Below are 18,404 nucleotides of genomic sequence, written 5' to 3'. Positions count from 1 at the left end.
GCTTTCGACTTAGCGATGCGTGATTTACTCAGTGCGTCTAAAGCAGAACACTTGCCTCGCCAACCGGTTATGTACCGTGTTAGCCGCACTATTGTTCGGTTACATGATGATTTTGATTTCATGTTTGATGATAACGTCGAGAACTTTACAGCATTTAAACATGGGGAAGTGTTTGGCCACGACGGTGATAAGCCACTAATGGCGAAAAATGAAGGTGAAGCGATTGTCTTCCCAAATCGCCATGTTGCGATAGGCCAACGTGCTGCATTAATGGTTTGCCCTGTAAAGACTCGATATGAAGAAGGGCAGGTCGTTTACGATTAACCCTCTCAGCCTTTAAACTGAGTATTCAGGCTTCCTATTTCAATGGCTTAACGGTATCGTTAAGCCATTATTGTTTCTACCGCTAGGAATCGGCTTCGCCAGCGTTTATCAGTACATGGAATTTAGTCAATTACTCTATCGCAAGCAGAGACGCTGGAATCTGTTCGCCATCGTTATTAGCGTTTTTTTGTTGCTACTTAGCACTGTTTATTTGGTGGTGGGTGAACTCGTCATTTCTCCTTTCTCTGAAATTACCCCTTTAATGGAGCAACTGGTGTTGCAACTGCGTTTACCTCGCTTGCTGACGGCAATTGCTATTGGCGCATCACTCGCTGTATCGGGGGCGGTCTTGCAAGTTTTACTGGGTAATGTGTTGGCAGAGCCCGGTGTGATTGGTATTTCAGGTGGCGCGAGCGTGATGATGGTGTTAGTGCTGTTTTTCTTACCCACACTGGCAACACCGATTGGTTTTATGATGGCAGCAGTGGTTGGCGCATTGTTGTTCACCCTATTGCTCGTCGGTTTCGCTCGGGCAGCTCGGTTAACTACTACTCGTCTTCTGTTGGTGGGGGTCGCGCTGGGCATTTTAAGTGGCGCAGTGGTTACCTGGGCATTTTATTTTAGTGATGATTTAAGCCTACGCCAGCTTATGTATTGGCTGATGGGAAGCATAGGCGGAGCAAGCTGGGGACATCATGTCCTGACTTTGGTGTTATTACCTGTTTTAGTCTGGCTCTGCTTCAAAGGAGAAACACTTGATAAACTAATGATGGGCGAGCTTCATGCCAAGCAGCTGGGCATTGACGTAGAAGCAATACGTTGGAAACTGATCTTAGCGGTTTCTATTTTGGTCGGTGGAGCCGTTGCTCTAGGGGGCATCATTGGCTTTGTCGGTCTAGTCGTTCCTCACTTGTTAAGGCTATCTCTAGGCAGCGAGAATCGATACTTACTTCCTTTGTCTGCACTAAGCGGTGCGACCCTACTGGTATTGGCTGATATTGTTGCTCGTACTGCGCTAGATTCAGCGGAGCTACCCCTTGGAGTGGTGACCACGACAATAGGTGCGCCTGTATTTATTTGGATGTTGGTGAAAAATCATGATTCGCGTTAGTCACCTTTCTGTCGGCTCTCGCCTCTTGCCATTTTCTCTCAATGTGGAACAAGGGGAAATCCTGCATGTGATTGGCCCTAATGGTAGCGGAAAGAGTACCTTTCTATCGGCATTATCTGGGCTACTGGATTATCAAGGCGATGTCTATTATGACGAAGAGAACATTGAATGTTATTCGATAGAAGCGCTCGCCAGCCAAAGAGCATTTTTGTCTCAATCGGATAAGCCAGCATTTAACTTAGTGGTTGCTCAATACTTAGCGTTGTCCATCCCAAATGGTGAGCGTCATCAGGAGACATTGGTCGACGAAACTGTACGCGAACTGGCTGAGCTACTCGAGCTTGGTGATAAACTGCATCGCTCTATTCACAATCTTTCCGGTGGAGAGTGGCAGCGCGTGCGATTGTGCGCCATTTGTCTGCAGATATGGCCTGCGTTAAATCCTTCGGCAAAGCTACTGATCTTAGATGAGCCAGCTGCGCCTTTGGATATCGGTCAAGAAAGCTTACTTTATCGGCTGATTAGAAAGGTGGCTGATCTGGGCTTGACGGTTGTGATGTCTAATCATGACTTGAACCGAACGTTAAATTACGCTGACCGAGTTGTCTTGTTCGACAAGGGCGTTATGCAACAGTTCGGAAGGCCGGAAGATGTGTTGACCGAGCAACAGCTAGAATCCGTTTTCAACACGCGAGTAACGAAAGCCGTTGTAAATCGAAAATCAGTTTTGCTGTTTGATTGAGCGTCATATTCAGGCTTACCTTTTCACTTGATCTACCCCTTTGGTAGCAATTTTAGTGCAAAGCGCACCAGAAAAGCGCGTAATTGATTACGGATCTTGTCGGTGTTTGCGAAACAATTTAACTAAATCAATAGCTTATCAATAATTGAAAAGGTGGCATGCCAATCGCAAGAGTGATAACGATACATTCTCGTTCTTGTTTGGCTCTACTGGGATGAAGAAAAGGTGGGAACGTTTTTTTCTTGTCTTAGATGATATAGAGTCGCAATTTTCGATATGGCAGCTTCCGCCACCTAGGTTTTACCTCAGGTGGCGGCTTTTTATTAGTTGGTCAGTGGTGCCAAATCAGCTGGGCGGTAATACACTGATTTGAGTACCTTACCTTGGCGAATGGTTTTGCCTTCCGATACAAAATCTTCTGCGCATTTCGCGATGATGTAGTCACCTTTTTGCACGGCCATCAACTTGATACCTTGCTCTGCGTAGTGTGCTTCAGTATCGGCATACTCTTTTTCATTCTTGCACACTTTACTCATGTTGCTCGAATGTACTTCATCCCAGCATGGTAGGAAGTCAATGCCTCGATTAACCGCTACGTTCAGCAGTAGGTCGATTAAATAGTTGATCGCTAAGTTGTCTTCGATTTTGTCATGACCTAAATGGACTAGACGACCCATTAGGACGTATACGCTATCTACGATCGCGTCAGCTTGCTCCATTTTACAATCAGCTTCTGCTAATTCAGTAAGCTCTTCTATCGCCAAAGAGGTATGGAGTGTGTCTGCTTTTTGGTCCAAGCTTTCAGGAGAGGATACTGGTAAATCAAAAGTGCTACGAAATTCAGTGATGTCGCGGTATAAGTGTTCAAAGATTTCGTTGGTGAGTTTAGAAAGGTGCATATCCTTTACCTGAGTGAAAATTATGGTTGCCCAATACTACCAAAGCGAAAGCTAACCCGCCATTTTTCTGGACATAACTGCAAATAACTTTCATCGTAATAGTGCAGAATTAAGCGTTTTCATTTATTTTTTATCTAGTTAGCAACACATTTAATTATATTTGCCGAGAAACATCTATGGAAATAGGTAGCGATAGCGAGACTGTCATAAGACGTCTTTATCAAATTACGCAAGATTACCAAAAGGGCTTTGATGTCCAGATGAGTCAGCTGATTATGATGGGTCTTGAGTGCTTCAATTTGGATATCGGGATCCTGTCACGTATAGATGACTCCGAGTACAAAGTCATGCACTGTGTTACCCCTGAGGGCGTGCCCTTGAACGCTGGAGATACATTTGATTACCAATCAACCTACTGTGAGATTACCTGCCGTTCATCTGGTCCAGTGGCGATAGAGAATATGGGAGAAGACGATAAATATGCCACGCACCCGGCCTATCAAACATTTGGCTTAGAGTCTTATATAGGAATCCCCATTGTTGTGGATGATGAAGTGTATGGGACGTTAAACTTTTCCTCCGCTCAACCTTATCCGAGAAAGTTTCGTGAGATAGATATCGACGTACTTAAATTAATGGCTTCATGGATAGAGGTTGAGTTAGTTCGACGTGACCAAGAGGAGAGGCTCAAGCAATTAAACGCCCGTCTAGAGTATCAAGCGCATCACGACCCGCTGACAAAGGTGGCCAATCGCCGGAGCCTATTTAAAACGCTCAACCGTAGTATTGAAGAGATGAAGGAGTCCGGTAGAAAAGGGGCTTTACTGGTTATTGACTTAGATAAGTTCAAGTTAGTCAATGATACCTATGGGCATCAGATCGGTGACGACGTGTTGAAAAAGTGCGCACTTAGCTTAAGTTCGCTGCTTAGTGAATCGGACTTTATTGCTCGCTTTGGTGGAGAAGAGTTTGTGATTTGGATTCCGGAGCAAGAATTACGCTCTACTAGAGAGCTTATCGAAAAGCTCCATAAATCGGTCAATCAAATTACGTTAGATGGTAAGTGTGTCACGGTATCAATTGGCGTTTGCGAGTTCGATTTTTCTTTGCCAATAGAAACAGGGTGCCGTAAATCCTTGTTGGACCAAATCTTGGCTTTAGGAGATAGAGCACTTTACCAAGCAAAAATCCAAGGACGAAATAAAACAATCTACTGTTCTTTACAACCTATTGAAGTCGCATAAAAAAGAGCATCGTCAGATGCTCTTTATCGTTTCTCAGTAATTAACAAAAGAGATAAGGAAACAGTTTACGTCTTTCTGCTTCCGTTAATGATTCAACGCGCGCGATATTGGTGTCAGGAATCGCTTCAGGGTTGGGGTAATGTTTGAGCACTTTTTCCATGCTTTCTTCGCGAATAAGATGGAAAACAGGATAAGGAGAACGGTTGGTTAAGTTCTCTGCATCTTCAGGTTCTGTGCCACCGAAACAATAATCAGGATGGAAAGTCGCTAGCTGGAATACCCCCTCCCAATTTTGCTGTTTAATCAATGCTTCCACCCAATCAATAAACAAGTTGTAGTCATAGAAATCTTCCAACATGTTAGGAACCGCTACCAATGTTGTTTCTAGCTCTGAAGGCGGGGTTGTTTCGAGTTCAATAAGTTGTCTTAAAATATCTTCGAGTAACGTTTCTTCGGTGTTAGCATCACTAACAAATATCTTTATTTGTTTATTACGTTGTGGTTTTGCGGCAAAAGGGCATAAATTAAGGCCGATAACTACGTCGTTAAGCCATTGTTCGACTTGTTGAGCGATATCGCCGGTTGAGCTTATTGTTGTCATTTTGCTTCCAAGTTAGAGTTTGCCGCTAGGATAGCAGAATTCCCTCCTTCGGGCTTGCTTTGACAGTGGCGTTTGTTCCATTTAGCGAGCCAATAACTTAGTGTAAATAGCATGAGATAGAGTAAGGCTCCACCTTGCATGACGTTTGACCAACCACCATGTTGCCAGCAGTAGATAAGGAAGAAGCCGCCAAGGCTTCCGCCGATGTAGTAGTGGACCAAATATAAAGCTGTCGCTGTTGCTTTAGCGTGAATCGCTTTACGACTTACCCATGAATAAGCCAGCGTATGGGTAAAAAATGCCCCAAAACTAATGCACATTAAGCCAAGAATCATTGCCCATAGTGAGTCGATGTAAGCAACGCACATACCTAATAGACTTACAACAGAACCAGTAACAATACCTGCAATGGGAGAATAATGTTTACTCCAGGTGGATGTGAGTTTCGAACTGAGCGTTCCTGCCAGATAGCAAAGAAAGATCAATGAGGCTAAACCTATCGGTAAGTTGTGTGGTGGAGCAACCAATCGAAAACCCATCACTGAGTATAAGTTAACGAACAATGCGAAATTGATTCCTCCAATGAGCATGGCTAACCACAGGATCGGATTTTGCACATGTTTCACAAGGGCCTTGTTATGATAACGAAGCATACCGCGCTGTGGCATAAAGTTGACTTGCGCCGGAAGTATGCGATAGACGAGTAAGCCTCCAGCCAATGTGAGGAGAGCGATGCAAAGTACGGCATACTTCCATCCCAAATGTTCAGTTAGCATCCCTCCCGCTATTCGGCCAAAGATGCCCCCCAGAGAATTCGCCGCAATGTAGGTACCAATAGCTCGAGAAAACGCGGTCTCCGATAGTTCTTCTACCATGTAGGCTACGGCAACAGATGCAAATGCGGCCAGAGCAATTCCTAACATAGCTCTTAAAGCGACGATAAACACCAGTGAGTCGCTGGCTAACATGGCAACGTTAATAAATGGTATCGCCATTAGCCCAAGCATCATGATTCGTCGGCGTCCAAAGGATTCTGACGCGACGGCCCATGGAACTAGGAATATCGACAATGCCAAGGTAGAAGCGGCGAACACCCAGTTGATTTGTGTTTCACTGACTGAAAAATGCTGCGCCATAAACGGCAACATAGGCTGAAATAGGTAGAGATTACAAAATATCAGAAAGGAGGCGAGAGCTAAGCCCCAAGTGACGTGATGATACTGCTGCGTGCCTGTCTGGATCATAATTACCGGCTGCGTGATTAGAAGTAATGTGATCAAAGTATCAGTGATATCTGGATTGATAAAATATATTAAAAATATCATCTCAATATAATTTTATTATCATGGAATCAAAGCAGCTTAAACACTTTCTTGCCGTCGCCGAGCACCAACATTTCACCATGGCAGCCAAAGCTCTTCACATCGCTCAGCCAGCACTCAGTATATCGATTAAAAAATTTGAACAGCAATTAGGGGTAGAGCTCTTTCGACGTGAAGACCGTAAAGTGATGTTGACCGATGAAGGTAAGGTGTTACATGAGCATGCCAAACGGGTACTGCAGCAAATTGATGATGCGCAGTTGGCAATCAATGAGCTAAAAGGTTTGGAGAAAGGGGAAGTCAGATTAGGTGCGCCGAGTATGATGGGCTCTTACTTTTTTCCTCAAGTTTTGATGGCGTTTAAGCTTCGTTATCCTAACCTAAAACTGACTTTGGTTGATGCCGGTACAGAGTCAATTCGTCAAATGTTGCTAGATGGCGAACTCGACATTGGTGTGATTAACAATGATCATGTTCCCGAAGATTTGGAAGTGGATCATCTGTTTGATACTGAGATGGTCGCAGTTGTGGGCGAGGAGCATGAGCTCGCCAAGCAAGAAACGATTTCATTTGAAGAGTTTTTTAAACATGAACTGATTATGTTTAAGCCAGGTTACTTTCACCGCGAATATATTGAAAAGAAAGCAGCGGAGCATGGCACTGAAATGCGCTTCTCTTTCGAAACCAACTTATTACCGATGATCCTCAGTATCATTCAGCATGAGTTTGCGATCACCGCATTGCTCAAGTTAGTGACAGAGCATGAATCATCGGTAGTTGGTATTCCATTTGATGAACCCGTCAAACTCAGCCTCGCGTTAGCATGGCGCAAAGATGGTTATCTATCTGTCGCTGACCGCACCTTCATCGATTTTGTGAAGCAATACGCCTGATTGTCATTCGAATCATTCGATATCACACTTTAAGCTTTTGCTATCGCGTGAAATAACATCATGAAGTAACGTGAAATTTTCGACAATTACGGTAAGGATACCCGTCAATGCAGATCGCTTTCACCAATCTTGAACTCGATACCAAAACGAGTCATCTCTCTATTGAACAATGGCAGATCGCCTCGGGCCAATCATGGGGTGTTTTTAGTACCGAAGGAGACATTGGCTCTGCATTAGGCTGTTTGTTATGTGGAGAGTTGGACGTTGATGAACAAAGCTTAACAATGACGACAGGAAGTGTGGCGCAAGTATCTTTAGTTGAGCAACAGCGACTGCTTGAGGAGGAGATAGAGAAAGATGAAACGGATTTTCTCGATCAAATCGATAAAGGCACGACAGTTTATTCATTGGTGTTTGAACAGTGCAATGACGAAGTGCTAGCAGAACAGCTACTTAATGACCTCGATTTGGCTCATTTACGAGAGAGTGGATTTAGGGTTCTGTCGACAGGTGAGACTCGTCGAGTCATGCTCGCGAGAGCTTTGGCTACCAAGCCCGATCTAATCGTGTTAGACAACCCATTTACTGGTCTTGATATCGCTCACCGCGCTTCACTGGCTTCGTATTTAGCGAAGCGTGCCGATGATACTCAAATGATTGTCACGTTTAACAGAGAAGAAGATGTTCCAAGTTGGATTGAGCACGTCGCATTGTTTAACCATGGCAAATTGGAAAGTATCATGGGGAAAGACGAATGGGAGTCTCACCCGGTAATTAGTCAGATAAAAGCGCAGTCTAATCAACAGAGTCAAGAGATGCTGGATTTGATCAAGCGTCACCAACATACCACTTCGTTTGCGAACCCTGTATTTCAGATTACTAATGGGGAAGTCAGCTATACGGAAAAGACTATATTTACGGGCTTAAATTGGCGCATCGATAATGGCCAGCATTGGCAAATTAAAGGGCCTAATGGCTGCGGTAAAAGTACATTACTTGGTTTGATTTTTGGCGACCACCCGCAATGTTACTCGAATGATATTCAGATCTTTGGTAGCCAGCGTGGCAGCGGAGAATCGATCTGGGAAATCAAAAAGAATATCGGAATGGTGTCATCGGCACTGCACCTACAATACCGAGTCAGTTGCAGCGCTTTAGAGGTGATTCTATCAGGGTTCTACGACTCAATTGGCCTTTATCAACAGCCTACCAAAAAGGAAATTCAGTTAGCAGCGGAGTGGTTAGAAATTCTGCATATGAGTGATTACGCCAAAACGTCATTCAGGGCACTAGAGTATGGGCAGCAGCGCCTCCTTTTAATCGCCAGAGCGATAGTCAAACAACCGGCATTGCTGATCTTAGATGAGCCTTATCAGGGGTTGGATTACTTGGGACGCAGGTTGGTAAAAAACACTTTAGAACTGATTGCTAAAGAAAATCTAAGCCAATTGCTCTATGTTTCTCACTATCAACAGGATAAGCTAGCCAGCATTGGAAATGAATTAGAGTTTGTCTTTGATCCTACGCTTAATTGCTACCAAGCGGAGCTGACAACGGCAAACTAACTCAAGAAAAAACAAATGGAATTAAGAAGTACCATCAAATTCGCTTTATTAGGTAACCTGATCGCCTTTGCGATCATTTATGCTATCGAATCAACGACCCAGTTCTTTGGGATCAAATATCCATCCGATTACGCCTTTTTCGTATTGATGCTGCTCTGGGGAAGCGCTGCTTTGCTGTACATGTATCCGCCAGGAAAAGTCGCCGGACTAGAAGTTGAACCAGACTCTAAAAATGAGAAGGCGTCAGAAGAAGAAAATACACACTCTGAACGATTTGATGCGAATACTTGGACTTGTATCAAGCTACTTGTTTCTGGTTCTCCTGCGTTAACCTACTGTATTGTTAATCAACTCATAAACTAAAAAAGAGTGGTTCAAGCCACTCTTTTCTCGTTAATTGCTGTTATACATACGCTCAAAATTTCCTGGATTCCAGCCGATCATATAACGATCGCCAATCTTCAAAACTGGTAGAGAGCGGGCGCCGATGGCATCGAGCTCTTTACGGCCGCGCTGCATTTTTGCGTTAGTTAACCTGTACTTATAGCCCTTCGAGTCTAAGTAGCGCTGCGCGTCTTTGCAGTGTGGACATTTATCTTTCACATACAGTACAAGTCGTTTCATGGTCTGTTCCTACTGTTATAACTGGCGCTGAGTTTAACGAAAAGGCAGTGAATGGCAAGAGCGAATAGGGTAGACTTACGCCCCTTTGATTTTCCTTTCCTGTGCGCTGGTTCGCTAATGGTGATTATGAATCCTTTACTTCGATATATTCAAGGTTATCCGCAGCATATTCTTGATCCTGTCAATCACATGCTTGAATCTGGTCGATTCAATACTTGGTTCGAAAAGCGCTACCCAAGCAATCACGATATCAAGAGCGAAAAGGCTTTGTTCGAATATACGATGGCGATAAAAAACCGCTACATGAAGAAAACCGCGCCCCTTAGTAAGGTAATTTACGATAATAAAATCCACTTGATCAATAATGCATTAGGGCTGCACACCTATGTGGCTAAAGTGCACGGCGGAAAAATAAAATCGAAGAATGAGATCCGTATTGCGAGTGTGTTTAAAAATGCGCCAGAGCCACTATTGCGCATGCTTGTTGTACATGAACTCGCTCACCTAAAAGAAAAAGAACACAACAAAGCTTTTTATCAGCTATGTTGCCATATGGAGCCTGAGTATCACCAACTAGAACTCGATGCTCGCCTTTTTATGATTTATCAAGAAACCGCTAAGCAAAAGTAATCTTTATGACGCCATCAAAAAACAAACAAACCATAACTAGCCGTAAGGAAAGTAAAGATGCTTCGGGTATGAAAGTTATCAAGGCAAAAGGCAAAGCGGGGCTACATAAGAACAACCCACACCGAGGTCGGTATGATTTTGCTAAGCTGAAGGCGGTTTTACCAGAGCTAACACAATACGTCATTAAAAACCCAAAAGGGGAGATGAGCATTAACTTCTCTGATCCCGTTGCAGTGAAATTGCTCAATAAAGCACTGCTTGCTCTTCATTACAACGTCACTTCTTGGGATATTCCCCAAGGTTATTTATGCCCTCCAATTCCTGGCCGAGCGGACTATGTTCATCGTTTAGCGGAACTCTTAAGTGAAGACCTTACAAATATTAATCATAGTCAGGTGAGAGCATTGGATATCGGTGTGGGTGCAAACTGCATCTACCCAATTGTTGGCGCGACGCAATATGGTTGGAAGTATGTAGGTTCAGATGTTGATGAAGCCTCGATCGACAATTCGAACACGATTGCAAAAGACAATGCGGCATTGAGAGGTCGTATCGATTGTCGGTTACAAGGGAATAGCCGGTATATCTTCAAGGGGGTCATCAAGCCTGGTGAGCTCTATCATGTAACGTCATGTAATCCTCCATTCCACAAATCATTACAAGAAGCGCAGCAGGGAACGGAACGAAAACTGAACAACCTTGCGGCGAATAAAAGTAAAAGAGGCCAAGCAGCGAATAAGGCTCAAGCGAGTCGTTCACCTATACTTAACTTTGGAGGCCAGAAAGCAGAGCTATGGTGTCCAGGTGGAGAGGCTGCATTTATCAAGAACATGGCGTTTGAGAGTAAAGAGTTTGCCGATCAAGTGCTTTGGTTCTCCACTTTGATTTCTAAGAAAGAGAATGTACGCTGGTTGCGCAAGAATCTTGAAAAAGCGGGTGCATTAGAAGTCAGAATCGTTGAAATGAGCCAAGGGCAAAAAGTGAGTCGCTTTATGGCTTGGACCTTCAAAACCCAAAAGCAACGAAACGCAGAGTTTCAATAACAAACCAGTTTTAGGAGGGCATATGGAGTTTGAGATTTATATGCCCTGTGAGCCAGAGTGGATCTGTACGAGCTTTTTGTGGTTATTCGCCATGATGTTTTTGCTCGGTTTGGTTGGTTTCATTTGCATCCTTTACCGAGAGTATCAGAAGATTCAACGTGCGTCTCGGGTGAGAAAGCAACGAAAAATACATCACAGCAAGCGCAAAAGACGTTAGCTGAGCTTGGCTAACTTATCTCGATACTGTTGCTCTAATATGTGATTGCCTGCCTTTTCTTCAAGTTCAATCAATAGTCTCAGTGAAGGCTTTTGTAAGCCGTAGGATTGATGAAGCTTCATTAACCGAATCCTTGCCTGAGTGTATTCTCCGTCATCAATTTCCAGTTTGGCCAAGCGCAGAACCGAGTTTATGCGATTAGGATCGTGGTCTAAAGTTCGAATGAAGTAGTTCTTTGCTTGTTGAGTGTTACCTGCTTTTAATGCACATAACGCAGCGTTTTCGTAGCTACCTGAAATCAAGTAGTAATAGGGTTGTTGGATTGCTGAGTTGAAGTATTTGTCGGCCGCTGAATAGTCTCCTTGCTTACACAAAAATGTCCCGTAGTTGTTTAACACATTGCCATTTTTAGGGTGTTGCCTAAGAGAGGTTTTGTACATTTTTTCAGCTGAGGATGTCTCTCCAACTTTCTCGAAATAATGCGCCATTGACAGCTGCGCCCGATAGTAGCCTGGAGAGTGGTTAAGCGCTTTTTCAAAGTTCTCGCGAGCCTTTAACATGTTACCTTGCTCTAAATAACCCATACCAAGTGCGATACGTGCTTCTGCACGCTCTTTAGGGTTAAAGGTGTTTTCACTGGTATTGTTGGTCGTTTCTACGGTAACGCAACCGGATATCGCTAAGATAAGTAGTGTGGCTATCTGACGCATAAGCTGTTTCTTTTTAGAAAGTTAGCTGCATGTATAGCGTAAATGAACTCGGAGTTTGAGGTGAGGCGGGTAACAATGCGACTGACCTTGCACTATGTTGTACCGTTGTTGCATATCGTTTGGTGAAAAGCAGAAAGAGCTCTAATGAGCCCTTTCTGTGCGTTCGCTTAGTCGTCTTTAGTAAAATGTTCTTCGCTAAAGTGATCCAAGTCATAAGGGGTTTGTTGGTAAACGCAGTAATTAAGCCAGTTAGCAAAAAGTAAATGACCATGACTACGCCAACTTGCGATTGGTTTGTTATCTGGATTGTTATTTGGGTAGTAATTGACTGGAATCGCGGGCTCCATCCCTTCACCCAGATCGCGAATGTATTCGTTGTGCAAGGTAAACGAATCGTATTCAGGATGCCCAGTAACAAATACATTACGTTTATCTTTGGTCGATGCCAAATAGACACCTGCAACATCGGAGGTGGCCAGAATGTCTAGGTCTGTATGCTCTTCGAGGTATTCCGCAGAAAAGTCAGCGTAGCGGGAGTGCGGTGCAAGGAAACTATCATCAAATCCGCGTAAAATAGGGTGATAAGGGTGATGAATCTGATGATGATAAACGCCAGAGAGTTTCTCTTTGCGCGTACGCTTAGGCAGATCATAGAGCAGTTTTAAACCAGCTTGTGCCGCCCAGCAGACATACAATGTTGAAGTTACATGCTCTTTAGCCCAACTCATGATGGTTTGTAGGTGTTCCCAGTAGATTACATCTTCAAACTGGACTAGGCCGAGTGGTGCCCCAGTAATGATCAAGCCATCGAAATTGCGCGTTTTTACCATCTCAAACTGACGATAAAAGTTATCCAAGTGCTCTGTTGGAGTATTTTTACTTGGTCGGTCATCTATACGTAATAATTCAATGTCCACTTGTAGCGGACTATTAGATAGAAGGCGCAAGAACTGAGTTTCCGTCTCAATTTTCTTTGGCATTAGATTAAGGATAAGAACCTTGAGTGGACGAATTTCCTGGGTAGAAGCACGAGACTCAGGCATAACGAAGATGTTTTCCTGTCGCAATACGTCAGATGCAGGTAATTGATCGGGGATCTTAATTGGCACAGCTTACTCCCTAAGCATTTCTTTTGGACGTCTATACATCCAAACTTAACCTAATAAGAATGAGATGTCGATAGCAATTTCGTTTCATTTCATATTAAACTTCGCTCCGAATTGACAATGGCCGCGGGCATATGACGATAAAACTCACACTAATTAGAGGCTTGCCCGGCTCCGGGAAAAGTACCTTAGCGAAATCGATGTTGGTAAATCACTTCGAAGCGGATATGTATTTTGTGGATGAACAAGGACGATATTGCTACGAGGCGGAGAAAATTCCGCAAGCTCACCAGTGGTGCCAAGAAATGACGAAGAAAAGTCTCCAGAATAAGGAGAGTGTTGTTGTTTCGAATACCTTTATTCGCCGTTGGGAAATCGTACCTTACATGAAAATGGCGAAGCGATTTGGGGCTCGGTTTGAAGTGATCGAGTGCCATGAGCAGTACGGCAACATTCATGGAGTTAAGCCAGAAACAGTATTACAGATGAAAAAGCGGTGGCAGACATGGCAAAACGTTCCCCAGTAGTAGAAATGACTTCCTATGGTATCTACAAGGAATGGGACTCAAAATCCAAACATTTACCAAAGATTCAAGAATTTACCACTAAGGTTCCTGCCGATGAAGAAATTGAGTTTGGATTCATCATCAATATTAAGAAAGCCAAAGGCGAAGTGATTGAGTTTTGTATTGAACACCCTGGCGTACTTGGTAAGAAAGGCCAAATATTAGAACCGTTTACAGGAGATCTTCATGTAGGAAGTAATGACTGGGACTTCTATCTTGGCGATACCATTCAACTACTAGACCCCATGAATGGGCTAGAATCCAACATCGGTAAATGGAGAATGAGTATTTCAATGAATGGCCGAATCATTGCTGATAAAACCTTCGATGTGTTTGCACGAGACGAAGGCGAATTTTGGAAGAAGAGGGGCTTTTGATTACATTGAAGTATAACTAAGGTAAATATTGTGCCTCTGTTACTTAAATTAGAGGCATATCAAACCACGACTGCTGAACTTTATATAATATTGATATAAATAGACAAAATAATAACAATATTATATGAAGCCTACCCGCCTGCTGAACCTTAAATTGCAAACCAAAACCGCCCTATATTTCATTTTTGGTGTTCTCGGTATTACCTTAAGCTGCTTATACATTACCCGTTATTTCTTTCTTGTCAGTCTAGACAGTATTGAAAATGTCGAGGCCAAGCGAGCAAGTGAGCAGGCACAAAACCTCATTACAACCATGGTTCAGGACCTAGAAGACCGCTCTTATGATTGGGCTTATTGGGACGAAACACATGAGTTATTACTTGGTGCAAGTGTTATTGAGTACCGAGAGCGAAACCTAGTACAAGGATCATTGGATGCTTTGAGCCTCGACTTGATGGTTTTTGCAAACCTACGAGGCGAGATTATTGATTCGCTCGTTCGACGGGATGGGGATAGTGAATTTGACACAATACCTCGTCAAGTGATGAAAGCTCCGCCTGTTTTGGAACACATTAATGCGATGAACGGAGTTCTCGACTCATTTCGCGAAAGTTATAGTGGTTTGCTAGCGTTTAATGGTCAAGTTTGGACAATTAGTTTGTCTCCTGTACGAAACAGTGAAGGATCGGCTGCGTCTTCGGGCTGGTTGATCTGGGGGCAGAGTTTAAGCTCTCGTTTCCCGGGGGATTTTAAGTCAATCTTGATTGCGGAAAACAAGATTGAATACATTGGAGATTCACACACAGGTTCTATCGTTCCCGACATTCATAAGACACGCAGTGTAATGACTCAGACGGTTGATCTTATGGGAATGAACGGTTTACCAGTCGCCCATTTAACGACAGATGTTGAACGAGTACACTTTCTAAAAGGGAGTGTTCTGTTTAGCTATTTGTTTTTTGCCGTTGCGCTTGTCGCTATTGTTATCTCATTTGTTACCTTCTTTATGTTTCGCCGCCGAGTGGCTGTGCGTTTTTCTGATCTTGAAAAAGATATCGACCAACTCTTCTCTTCCTACCAACTTGATGGCTTGAATCAGCCCAACAAAGATGAGTTGGACCGATTAATCAAGTTAGTGGGGGCACTGGCAAGCAACACTTCTGACGCGAAAGAACAACTTCAAGATACTCAACAGAAATTCGATGCACTGTACCAAAGTCAAACTATCGCGATGTTACTTGTTAGAGAGAGCAATTGTTGACGTAAACCAAACCGCGCTGGCACTTTTGGATTACAAGCGAGAGGAGGTCATTGCTCAACCTTTAGATCTATTGTGTCCTGATAGTGATCAACCCGAGTGCCAAATTGATGCGATGTATCGAATGTACCATCAAGGCCAAACCCAGTTTGAAGCGCAAATGTTGACCAAGCATGGTGATATGATCGACTGCCACATCGAGGTGACATCAATGCAGTATCAGGGTAGCGAAGCGGTCATGCTATCGGTGAGAGATGTCCGAGAGAACAAACAGCAGGCGAAACTGATTGAAGATTTAGTCGAACGAGACCACCTCTCAGGGCTGTGGAATCGTAAAGCCATTATGGAAAAAGCGCGCAATTATGTGCTTACTTCACCGAATCAATTTGGTTTGCTTTATGTCACGATCCCAAGCTTAATTCATGCTTCTGAAGTACATGGCCACCAAGTTTTTGATGAGTCGTTAGAATCTATCGCTCAATTGTTTGGTTCTGAGCTTCATGATTTTCTGGTTGGTCGAATCAGCTCTCATGAGTTTTTAGTCCTAATTGATGATGAAAAAGAGGGAGAAACGGCGCAGAGAGGCGCACTTCGTTTTAAAGAATCCCTCTCAAGAAAACAGCAGGTTCAAACGGTTATGATGGATTTGAAATGTCAGGTCGTCATGATTGAAGCAGAAATAACTCATCATCCCCTAGATGCCCTCATTCACACCGCAATACATGCGATCGAACTCCAAGGCAGTAAGACGCCTAGTTCTGAGTTAATACACGTAGGTCAAAAGAGTTTTGAAATCGCCCAAGCATCCGCTGCCATTAATCGTGATTTAGCGGGAGCGATTGAATCGAAAGAGATTTACGCTAACTACCAACCTATTGTTGAAAGTAACACTGGGGAGATTGTCGGATTTGAGGCGTTAGCTCGCTGGCAACATCCGCAGTTTGGTTTTGTTTCTCCTGGGGTATTTATTCCGCTGGCAGAGCGCAATCATCATATTATTGAGCTAGGGGAAAGTATTTTAGAGCAGTCTTGTGAATTCATTAAGACTGTAAACTCGTTAAGACGTTATCAGGGCAAAACAGCATTAACCATTCATGTGAACCTTAGTGCAGCTCATTTTTACTATCAGGGATTAACCGCTTTCTTGGAAGACTTAATTCAACGCTATAGTGTCCAACCAGGTCAGTTAGTTATTGAAGTTACCGAAAGCATGTTGATGGGGATCGAAGAAGAAGTGATACATAGAATGGAGGTAATAAAATCACTAGGGGTGCTGTTTGCTCTTGATGACTTTGGTACCGGCTATTCATCCTTTACCACTTTATGCTGTTTCCCTCTTGATATCGTTAAACTCGACAAGTCTTATATTGATCAAATTGAAGGGAATGATCGCGCCAAGAGTTTAGTCCGCAATATCGCTAATATGGCTCAAGAGTTGGGGTTAACGACGGTAGCAGAAGGTGTAGAAACTGCCTCGCAAGCAAGAAAGTTGAAGAATTGGAATATTGAAGAAATCCAAGGTTTTTATTTCTATCAGCCGATGTCCGCTAAGGAGATTGTTGCTTTGATAGAGTCATAGATATCTTTCCAATCTAGTTCTTTAGTTTATGGGCTAGCGAGCCCGCATTATTCGGTCTATACCTAACAGTGATGTTTCGACAAATTTATCACTAGGCTAGGTTAAGGGGCTGACAATGGCTTTCAATAACATGCCACTCAAATTTAAGATCGCTTTGGGTACCGGCATTCCCTTGGTGTTGCTCGTCTTTCTAGCGTTTACCGCTGTTTCAAGTTCTCGTTCGCAGGTGCAAACCAGTGCCATGGTGGATCATACGCACAAGGTTATCGAGCAAGCGATGAAAATTGAGGCAGCTGCCGTGGACATGGAAACAGGGATGCGCGGCTACCTTTTAGCAGGTAAAGAAGACTTCTTACAACCTTACAAGAATGGGCAGCAAGAGTTCGCTCGTCTAACCACAGATCTCAAGCGCACTGTGAGCGATAACCCGACCCAAGTAAATCGACTGGGAGAGATTGAAACGACTATTAATTCTTGGCTAACCAATGTCACTGAGCCTGCGATCCAATTAAGGCGCGAAATAGGTGATGCGAAAACAATGGATGATATTTCAGACCAGGTCGCAGAAGCCAAAGGTAAAGTCTATTTTGATAAGTTTCGTGGTCAAGTTAGTTTGTTTATTGAACGTGAAACCACACTTCTCAAAGAACGCCAAAACGACAATGAGTCCAACTTCAACAGTAGCGTTCGTTTGTTAGACCAAGTCAACTCTCAAACCTTTATGTCTGAGCAAGATTACAAAAAGCTGTCTTCTTCTTTGAACTCATTAAGTGAAGCGAGTGGCTGGGTTAACCATACACACAAAGTCATTGAGGCAGCACAAGAGGTTTTGGCATCGGCTGTAGATATGGAAACGGGTATGAGGGGCTTCTTACTCGCAGGCCGCGCAGAGTTTTTAGAACCATACAATCAAGGTAGTCAGAACTTTGAGAAAAGGATTAGCTCGTTACAAAACACAGTAAGCGATAACCCAGCGCAAGTGAAGCTACTGGGAGAGATGAAAACAACCATCAATGATTGGCAGCGTGATGTAGTTTCGCCCATTATCCAGCTAAGAACCGATATTGGTGACGCAAAAACCATGAATGATATGGCGAAGCTAGTGGGTGAAGCGAGAGGGAAAGTGTACTTCGATAAGTTCAGAACTCAGATAGCAGATTTCATTGAGATGGAAGATGGATTGATGATTGAACGGCAAGCGTCAGCAAAAAGTGCAGCAAGCATGATGGAGAACACATTGATCTTTGGCACATTGATTGCGATTGCCCTGGGTTCGATTATTTCTTGGGTTGTATTGAAGGCGATCACTGAGCCTGTCAATCAAGTAGCTAAAGGACTGGAGTTACTCGCAAACGGTGATTTGACGGCAACCATTAAAGTCCAGTCTAAAGATGAGTTAGGGATGATGGCACAGAGCTACAACCAAGCAGTAGAGAAAACCCATCGTGCCATGGTACAAGTGCGTGATACAACCGATGAAGTGGTATCAGGCTCTGCAGCGATTAGCGAAGCCAATAGCGATATGATGCGTGAGCTTGAGCTTCAATCGGACAAAGTGGCACAAATATCCGCTTCTATCGAAGAGATGGCTGT

21 protein-coding genes are annotated in these 18,404 nt (G+C 43.6%); 15 read left to right on the top strand and 6 right to left on the bottom strand.

What is annotated here, in order from left to right:
• From AC4MRV_RS13945 to btuD, 3 genes are all read left to right on the top strand, one after another.
• A partial coding sequence (locus AC4MRV_RS13945) for a succinylglutamate desuccinylase/aspartoacylase domain-containing protein (protein ID WP_491187939.1) occupies positions 1–324 on the top strand: 324 nt, incomplete at its 5' end.
• Positions 325–439: 115 nt separating this feature from the next.
• Positions 440–1,435, top strand: coding sequence for a vitamin B12 ABC transporter permease BtuC (gene btuC, locus AC4MRV_RS13940; protein WP_491187938.1), 996 nt, complete (start codon positions 440–442; stop codon positions 1,433–1,435).
• Positions 1,422–2,177, top strand: a complete 756-nt coding sequence (btuD, locus tag AC4MRV_RS13935; protein ID WP_491187937.1) for a vitamin B12 ABC transporter ATP-binding protein BtuD — start codon at positions 1,422–1,424, stop codon at positions 2,175–2,177. The genes btuC and btuD overlap by 14 nt, the downstream gene beginning before the upstream one ends.
• Before the next feature lie 323 nt (positions 2,178–2,500).
• On the opposite strand, the gene AC4MRV_RS13930 is transcribed toward btuD, so the two are convergent.
• Positions 2,501–3,076, bottom strand: a complete 576-nt coding sequence (locus AC4MRV_RS13930) for a nucleoside triphosphate pyrophosphohydrolase family protein (RefSeq protein WP_491187936.1) — start codon at positions 3,074–3,076, stop codon at positions 2,501–2,503.
• Positions 3,077–3,252: 176 nt separating this feature from the next.
• Here AC4MRV_RS13930 and AC4MRV_RS13925 point away from each other — a divergent pair, with 176 nt between their 5' ends.
• Positions 3,253–4,320: a sensor domain-containing diguanylate cyclase gene (locus AC4MRV_RS13925; protein WP_491187935.1), complete on the top strand. Its 1,068-nt coding sequence runs from the start codon at positions 3,253–3,255 to the stop codon at positions 4,318–4,320.
• Positions 4,321–4,360: 40 nt separating this feature from the next.
• Here the strand turns inward: AC4MRV_RS13925 and AC4MRV_RS13920 are convergent, their stop codons facing one another.
• Both AC4MRV_RS13920 and AC4MRV_RS13915 read right to left on the bottom strand, forming a co-directional pair.
• Entirely contained in the window at positions 4,361–4,921 is a 561-nt protein-coding gene (locus AC4MRV_RS13920; RefSeq protein WP_491187934.1) for a DUF1415 domain-containing protein, read from the bottom strand.
• Positions 4,918–6,165, bottom strand: coding sequence for an MFS transporter (locus AC4MRV_RS13915; RefSeq protein WP_491187933.1), 1,248 nt, complete (start codon positions 6,163–6,165; stop codon positions 4,918–4,920). The genes AC4MRV_RS13920 and AC4MRV_RS13915 overlap by 4 nt, the downstream gene beginning before the upstream one ends.
• 101 nt (positions 6,166–6,266) lie before the next feature.
• Between AC4MRV_RS13915 and AC4MRV_RS13910 the strand changes: the two genes are divergently transcribed.
• The 3 genes from AC4MRV_RS13910 to AC4MRV_RS13900 all read left to right on the top strand — a co-directional run bounded on the left by AC4MRV_RS13910 (position 6,267) and on the right by AC4MRV_RS13900 (position 9,064).
• On the top strand, positions 6,267–7,136 hold the full coding sequence (locus AC4MRV_RS13910) for a LysR family transcriptional regulator (protein ID WP_491187932.1): 870 nt from the start codon (positions 6,267–6,269) through the stop codon (positions 7,134–7,136).
• A 107-nt stretch (positions 7,137–7,243) separates the two neighbouring features.
• On the top strand, positions 7,244–8,701 hold the full coding sequence (modF, locus tag AC4MRV_RS13905; RefSeq protein WP_491187931.1) for a molybdate ABC transporter ATP-binding protein ModF: 1,458 nt from the start codon (positions 7,244–7,246) through the stop codon (positions 8,699–8,701).
• 15 nt (positions 8,702–8,716) lie between these two features.
• Complete coding sequence (locus tag AC4MRV_RS13900) at positions 8,717–9,064, top strand: hypothetical protein (protein WP_491187930.1); 348 nt, start codon at positions 8,717–8,719, stop codon at positions 9,062–9,064.
• 30 nt (positions 9,065–9,094) lie between these two features.
• Here AC4MRV_RS13900 and AC4MRV_RS13895 read toward each other — a convergent pair whose 3' ends face one another.
• A complete protein-coding gene (locus AC4MRV_RS13895; protein ID WP_491187929.1) occupies positions 9,095–9,325 on the bottom strand; it encodes a glutaredoxin family protein in 231 nt (76 codons plus the stop codon).
• A gap of 126 nt (positions 9,326–9,451) precedes the next feature.
• Between AC4MRV_RS13895 and AC4MRV_RS13890 the strand changes: the two genes are divergently transcribed.
• Genes AC4MRV_RS13890 through AC4MRV_RS13880 form a run of 3 tightly spaced genes read left to right on the top strand, consistent with a single transcriptional unit; the run spans position 9,452 to position 11,215 of the window.
• Positions 9,452–9,955, top strand: coding sequence for a M48 metallopeptidase family protein (locus AC4MRV_RS13890; protein ID WP_491187950.1), 504 nt, complete (start codon positions 9,452–9,454; stop codon positions 9,953–9,955).
• Between the two features lie 5 nt (positions 9,956–9,960).
• Positions 9,961–10,998 carry a 23S rRNA (adenine(1618)-N(6))-methyltransferase RlmF gene (gene rlmF, locus AC4MRV_RS13885; protein WP_491187928.1) on the top strand — a complete coding sequence of 346 codons (1,038 nt, stop codon included), beginning with the start codon at positions 9,961–9,963 and terminating at the stop codon, positions 10,996–10,998.
• A 22-nt stretch (positions 10,999–11,020) separates the two neighbouring features.
• The gene (locus tag AC4MRV_RS13880; protein ID WP_491187927.1) at positions 11,021–11,215 is read left to right on the top strand and encodes a hypothetical protein; all 195 of its coding nucleotides are present in this window, start codon (positions 11,021–11,023) and stop codon (positions 11,213–11,215) included.
• Here AC4MRV_RS13880 and pilW read toward each other — a convergent pair.
• The gene (gene pilW / locus AC4MRV_RS13875; protein ID WP_491187926.1) at positions 11,212–11,925 is read right to left on the bottom strand and encodes a type IV pilus biogenesis/stability protein PilW; all 714 of its coding nucleotides are present in this window, start codon (positions 11,923–11,925) and stop codon (positions 11,212–11,214) included. The two genes, AC4MRV_RS13880 and pilW, sit on opposite strands and share 4 nt — an antisense overlap.
• A 167-nt stretch (positions 11,926–12,092) precedes the next feature.
• Positions 12,093–13,034: a homoserine O-succinyltransferase MetA gene (gene metA, locus AC4MRV_RS13870; protein WP_491187925.1), complete on the bottom strand. Its 942-nt coding sequence runs from the start codon at positions 13,032–13,034 to the stop codon at positions 12,093–12,095.
• Between the two features lie 131 nt (positions 13,035–13,165).
• Between metA and AC4MRV_RS13865 the strand changes: the two genes are divergently transcribed.
• The 5 genes from AC4MRV_RS13865 to AC4MRV_RS13845 all read left to right on the top strand — a co-directional run.
• The gene (locus AC4MRV_RS13865; RefSeq protein ID WP_491187924.1) at positions 13,166–13,558 is read left to right on the top strand and encodes an ATP-binding protein; all 393 of its coding nucleotides are present in this window, start codon (positions 13,166–13,168) and stop codon (positions 13,556–13,558) included.
• Positions 13,537–13,974 carry a DUF3859 domain-containing protein gene (locus AC4MRV_RS13860; RefSeq protein WP_491187923.1) on the top strand — a complete coding sequence of 146 codons (438 nt, stop codon included), beginning with the start codon at positions 13,537–13,539 and terminating at the stop codon, positions 13,972–13,974. Before AC4MRV_RS13865 ends, AC4MRV_RS13860 begins: the two co-directional genes overlap by 22 nt.
• 124 nt (positions 13,975–14,098) lie before the next feature.
• On the top strand, positions 14,099–15,235 hold the full coding sequence (locus AC4MRV_RS13855; protein ID WP_491187922.1) for a CHASE4 domain-containing protein: 1,137 nt from the start codon (positions 14,099–14,101) through the stop codon (positions 15,233–15,235).
• Positions 15,177–16,811 carry an EAL domain-containing protein gene (locus AC4MRV_RS13850; RefSeq protein ID WP_491187921.1) on the top strand — a complete coding sequence of 545 codons (1,635 nt, stop codon included), beginning with the start codon at positions 15,177–15,179 and terminating at the stop codon, positions 16,809–16,811. The genes AC4MRV_RS13855 and AC4MRV_RS13850 overlap by 59 nt, the downstream gene beginning before the upstream one ends.
• 115 nt (positions 16,812–16,926) lie before the next feature.
• The coding region (locus AC4MRV_RS13845; RefSeq protein WP_491187920.1) for a CHASE3 domain-containing protein at positions 16,927–18,404 on the top strand (1,478 nt) is incomplete at its 3' end.

The organism is Vibrio sp. (genome assembly GCF_984391705.1).
This window is presented reverse-complemented; position numbering and strand designations above follow the sequence as displayed.

What these genes read in the sequence shown, in the direction of transcription:
- btuC (WP_491187938.1), top strand. Translation starts at nt 440, where the DNA reads ATGGAATTTAGTCAATTACTCTATCGCAAGCAGAGACGCTGGAATCTG.
- btuD (WP_491187937.1), top strand. Translation starts at nt 1,422, where the DNA reads ATGATTCGCGTTAGTCACCTTTCTGTCGGCTCTCGCCTCTTGCCATTT.
- AC4MRV_RS13930 (WP_491187936.1), bottom strand. Translation starts at nt 3,076, where the DNA reads ATGCACCTTTCTAAACTCACCAACGAAATCTTTGAACACTTATACCGC.
- AC4MRV_RS13925 (WP_491187935.1), top strand. Translation starts at nt 3,253, where the DNA reads ATGGAAATAGGTAGCGATAGCGAGACTGTCATAAGACGTCTTTATCAA.
- AC4MRV_RS13920 (WP_491187934.1), bottom strand. Translation starts at nt 4,921, where the DNA reads ATGACAACAATAAGCTCAACCGGCGATATCGCTCAACAAGTCGAACAA.
- AC4MRV_RS13915 (WP_491187933.1), bottom strand. Translation starts at nt 6,165, where the DNA reads ATGATCCAGACAGGCACGCAGCAGTATCATCACGTCACTTGGGGCTTA.
- AC4MRV_RS13910 (WP_491187932.1), top strand. Translation starts at nt 6,267, where the DNA reads ATGGAATCAAAGCAGCTTAAACACTTTCTTGCCGTCGCCGAGCACCAA.
- modF (WP_491187931.1), top strand. Translation starts at nt 7,244, where the DNA reads ATGCAGATCGCTTTCACCAATCTTGAACTCGATACCAAAACGAGTCAT.
- AC4MRV_RS13900 (WP_491187930.1), top strand. Translation starts at nt 8,717, where the DNA reads ATGGAATTAAGAAGTACCATCAAATTCGCTTTATTAGGTAACCTGATC.
- AC4MRV_RS13895 (WP_491187929.1), bottom strand. Translation starts at nt 9,325, where the DNA reads ATGAAACGACTTGTACTGTATGTGAAAGATAAATGTCCACACTGCAAA.
- AC4MRV_RS13890 (WP_491187950.1), top strand. Translation starts at nt 9,452, where the DNA reads ATGAATCCTTTACTTCGATATATTCAAGGTTATCCGCAGCATATTCTT.
- rlmF (WP_491187928.1), top strand. Translation starts at nt 9,961, where the DNA reads ATGACGCCATCAAAAAACAAACAAACCATAACTAGCCGTAAGGAAAGT.
- AC4MRV_RS13880 (WP_491187927.1), top strand. Translation starts at nt 11,021, where the DNA reads ATGGAGTTTGAGATTTATATGCCCTGTGAGCCAGAGTGGATCTGTACG.
- pilW (WP_491187926.1), bottom strand. Translation starts at nt 11,925, where the DNA reads ATGCGTCAGATAGCCACACTACTTATCTTAGCGATATCCGGTTGCGTT.
- AC4MRV_RS13865 (WP_491187924.1), top strand. Translation starts at nt 13,166, where the DNA reads ATGACGATAAAACTCACACTAATTAGAGGCTTGCCCGGCTCCGGGAAA.
- AC4MRV_RS13860 (WP_491187923.1), top strand. Translation starts at nt 13,537, where the DNA reads ATGGCAAAACGTTCCCCAGTAGTAGAAATGACTTCCTATGGTATCTAC.
- AC4MRV_RS13855 (WP_491187922.1), top strand. Translation starts at nt 14,099, where the DNA reads ATGAAGCCTACCCGCCTGCTGAACCTTAAATTGCAAACCAAAACCGCC.
- AC4MRV_RS13850 (WP_491187921.1), top strand. Translation starts at nt 15,177, where the DNA reads ATGCACTGTACCAAAGTCAAACTATCGCGATGTTACTTGTTAGAGAGA.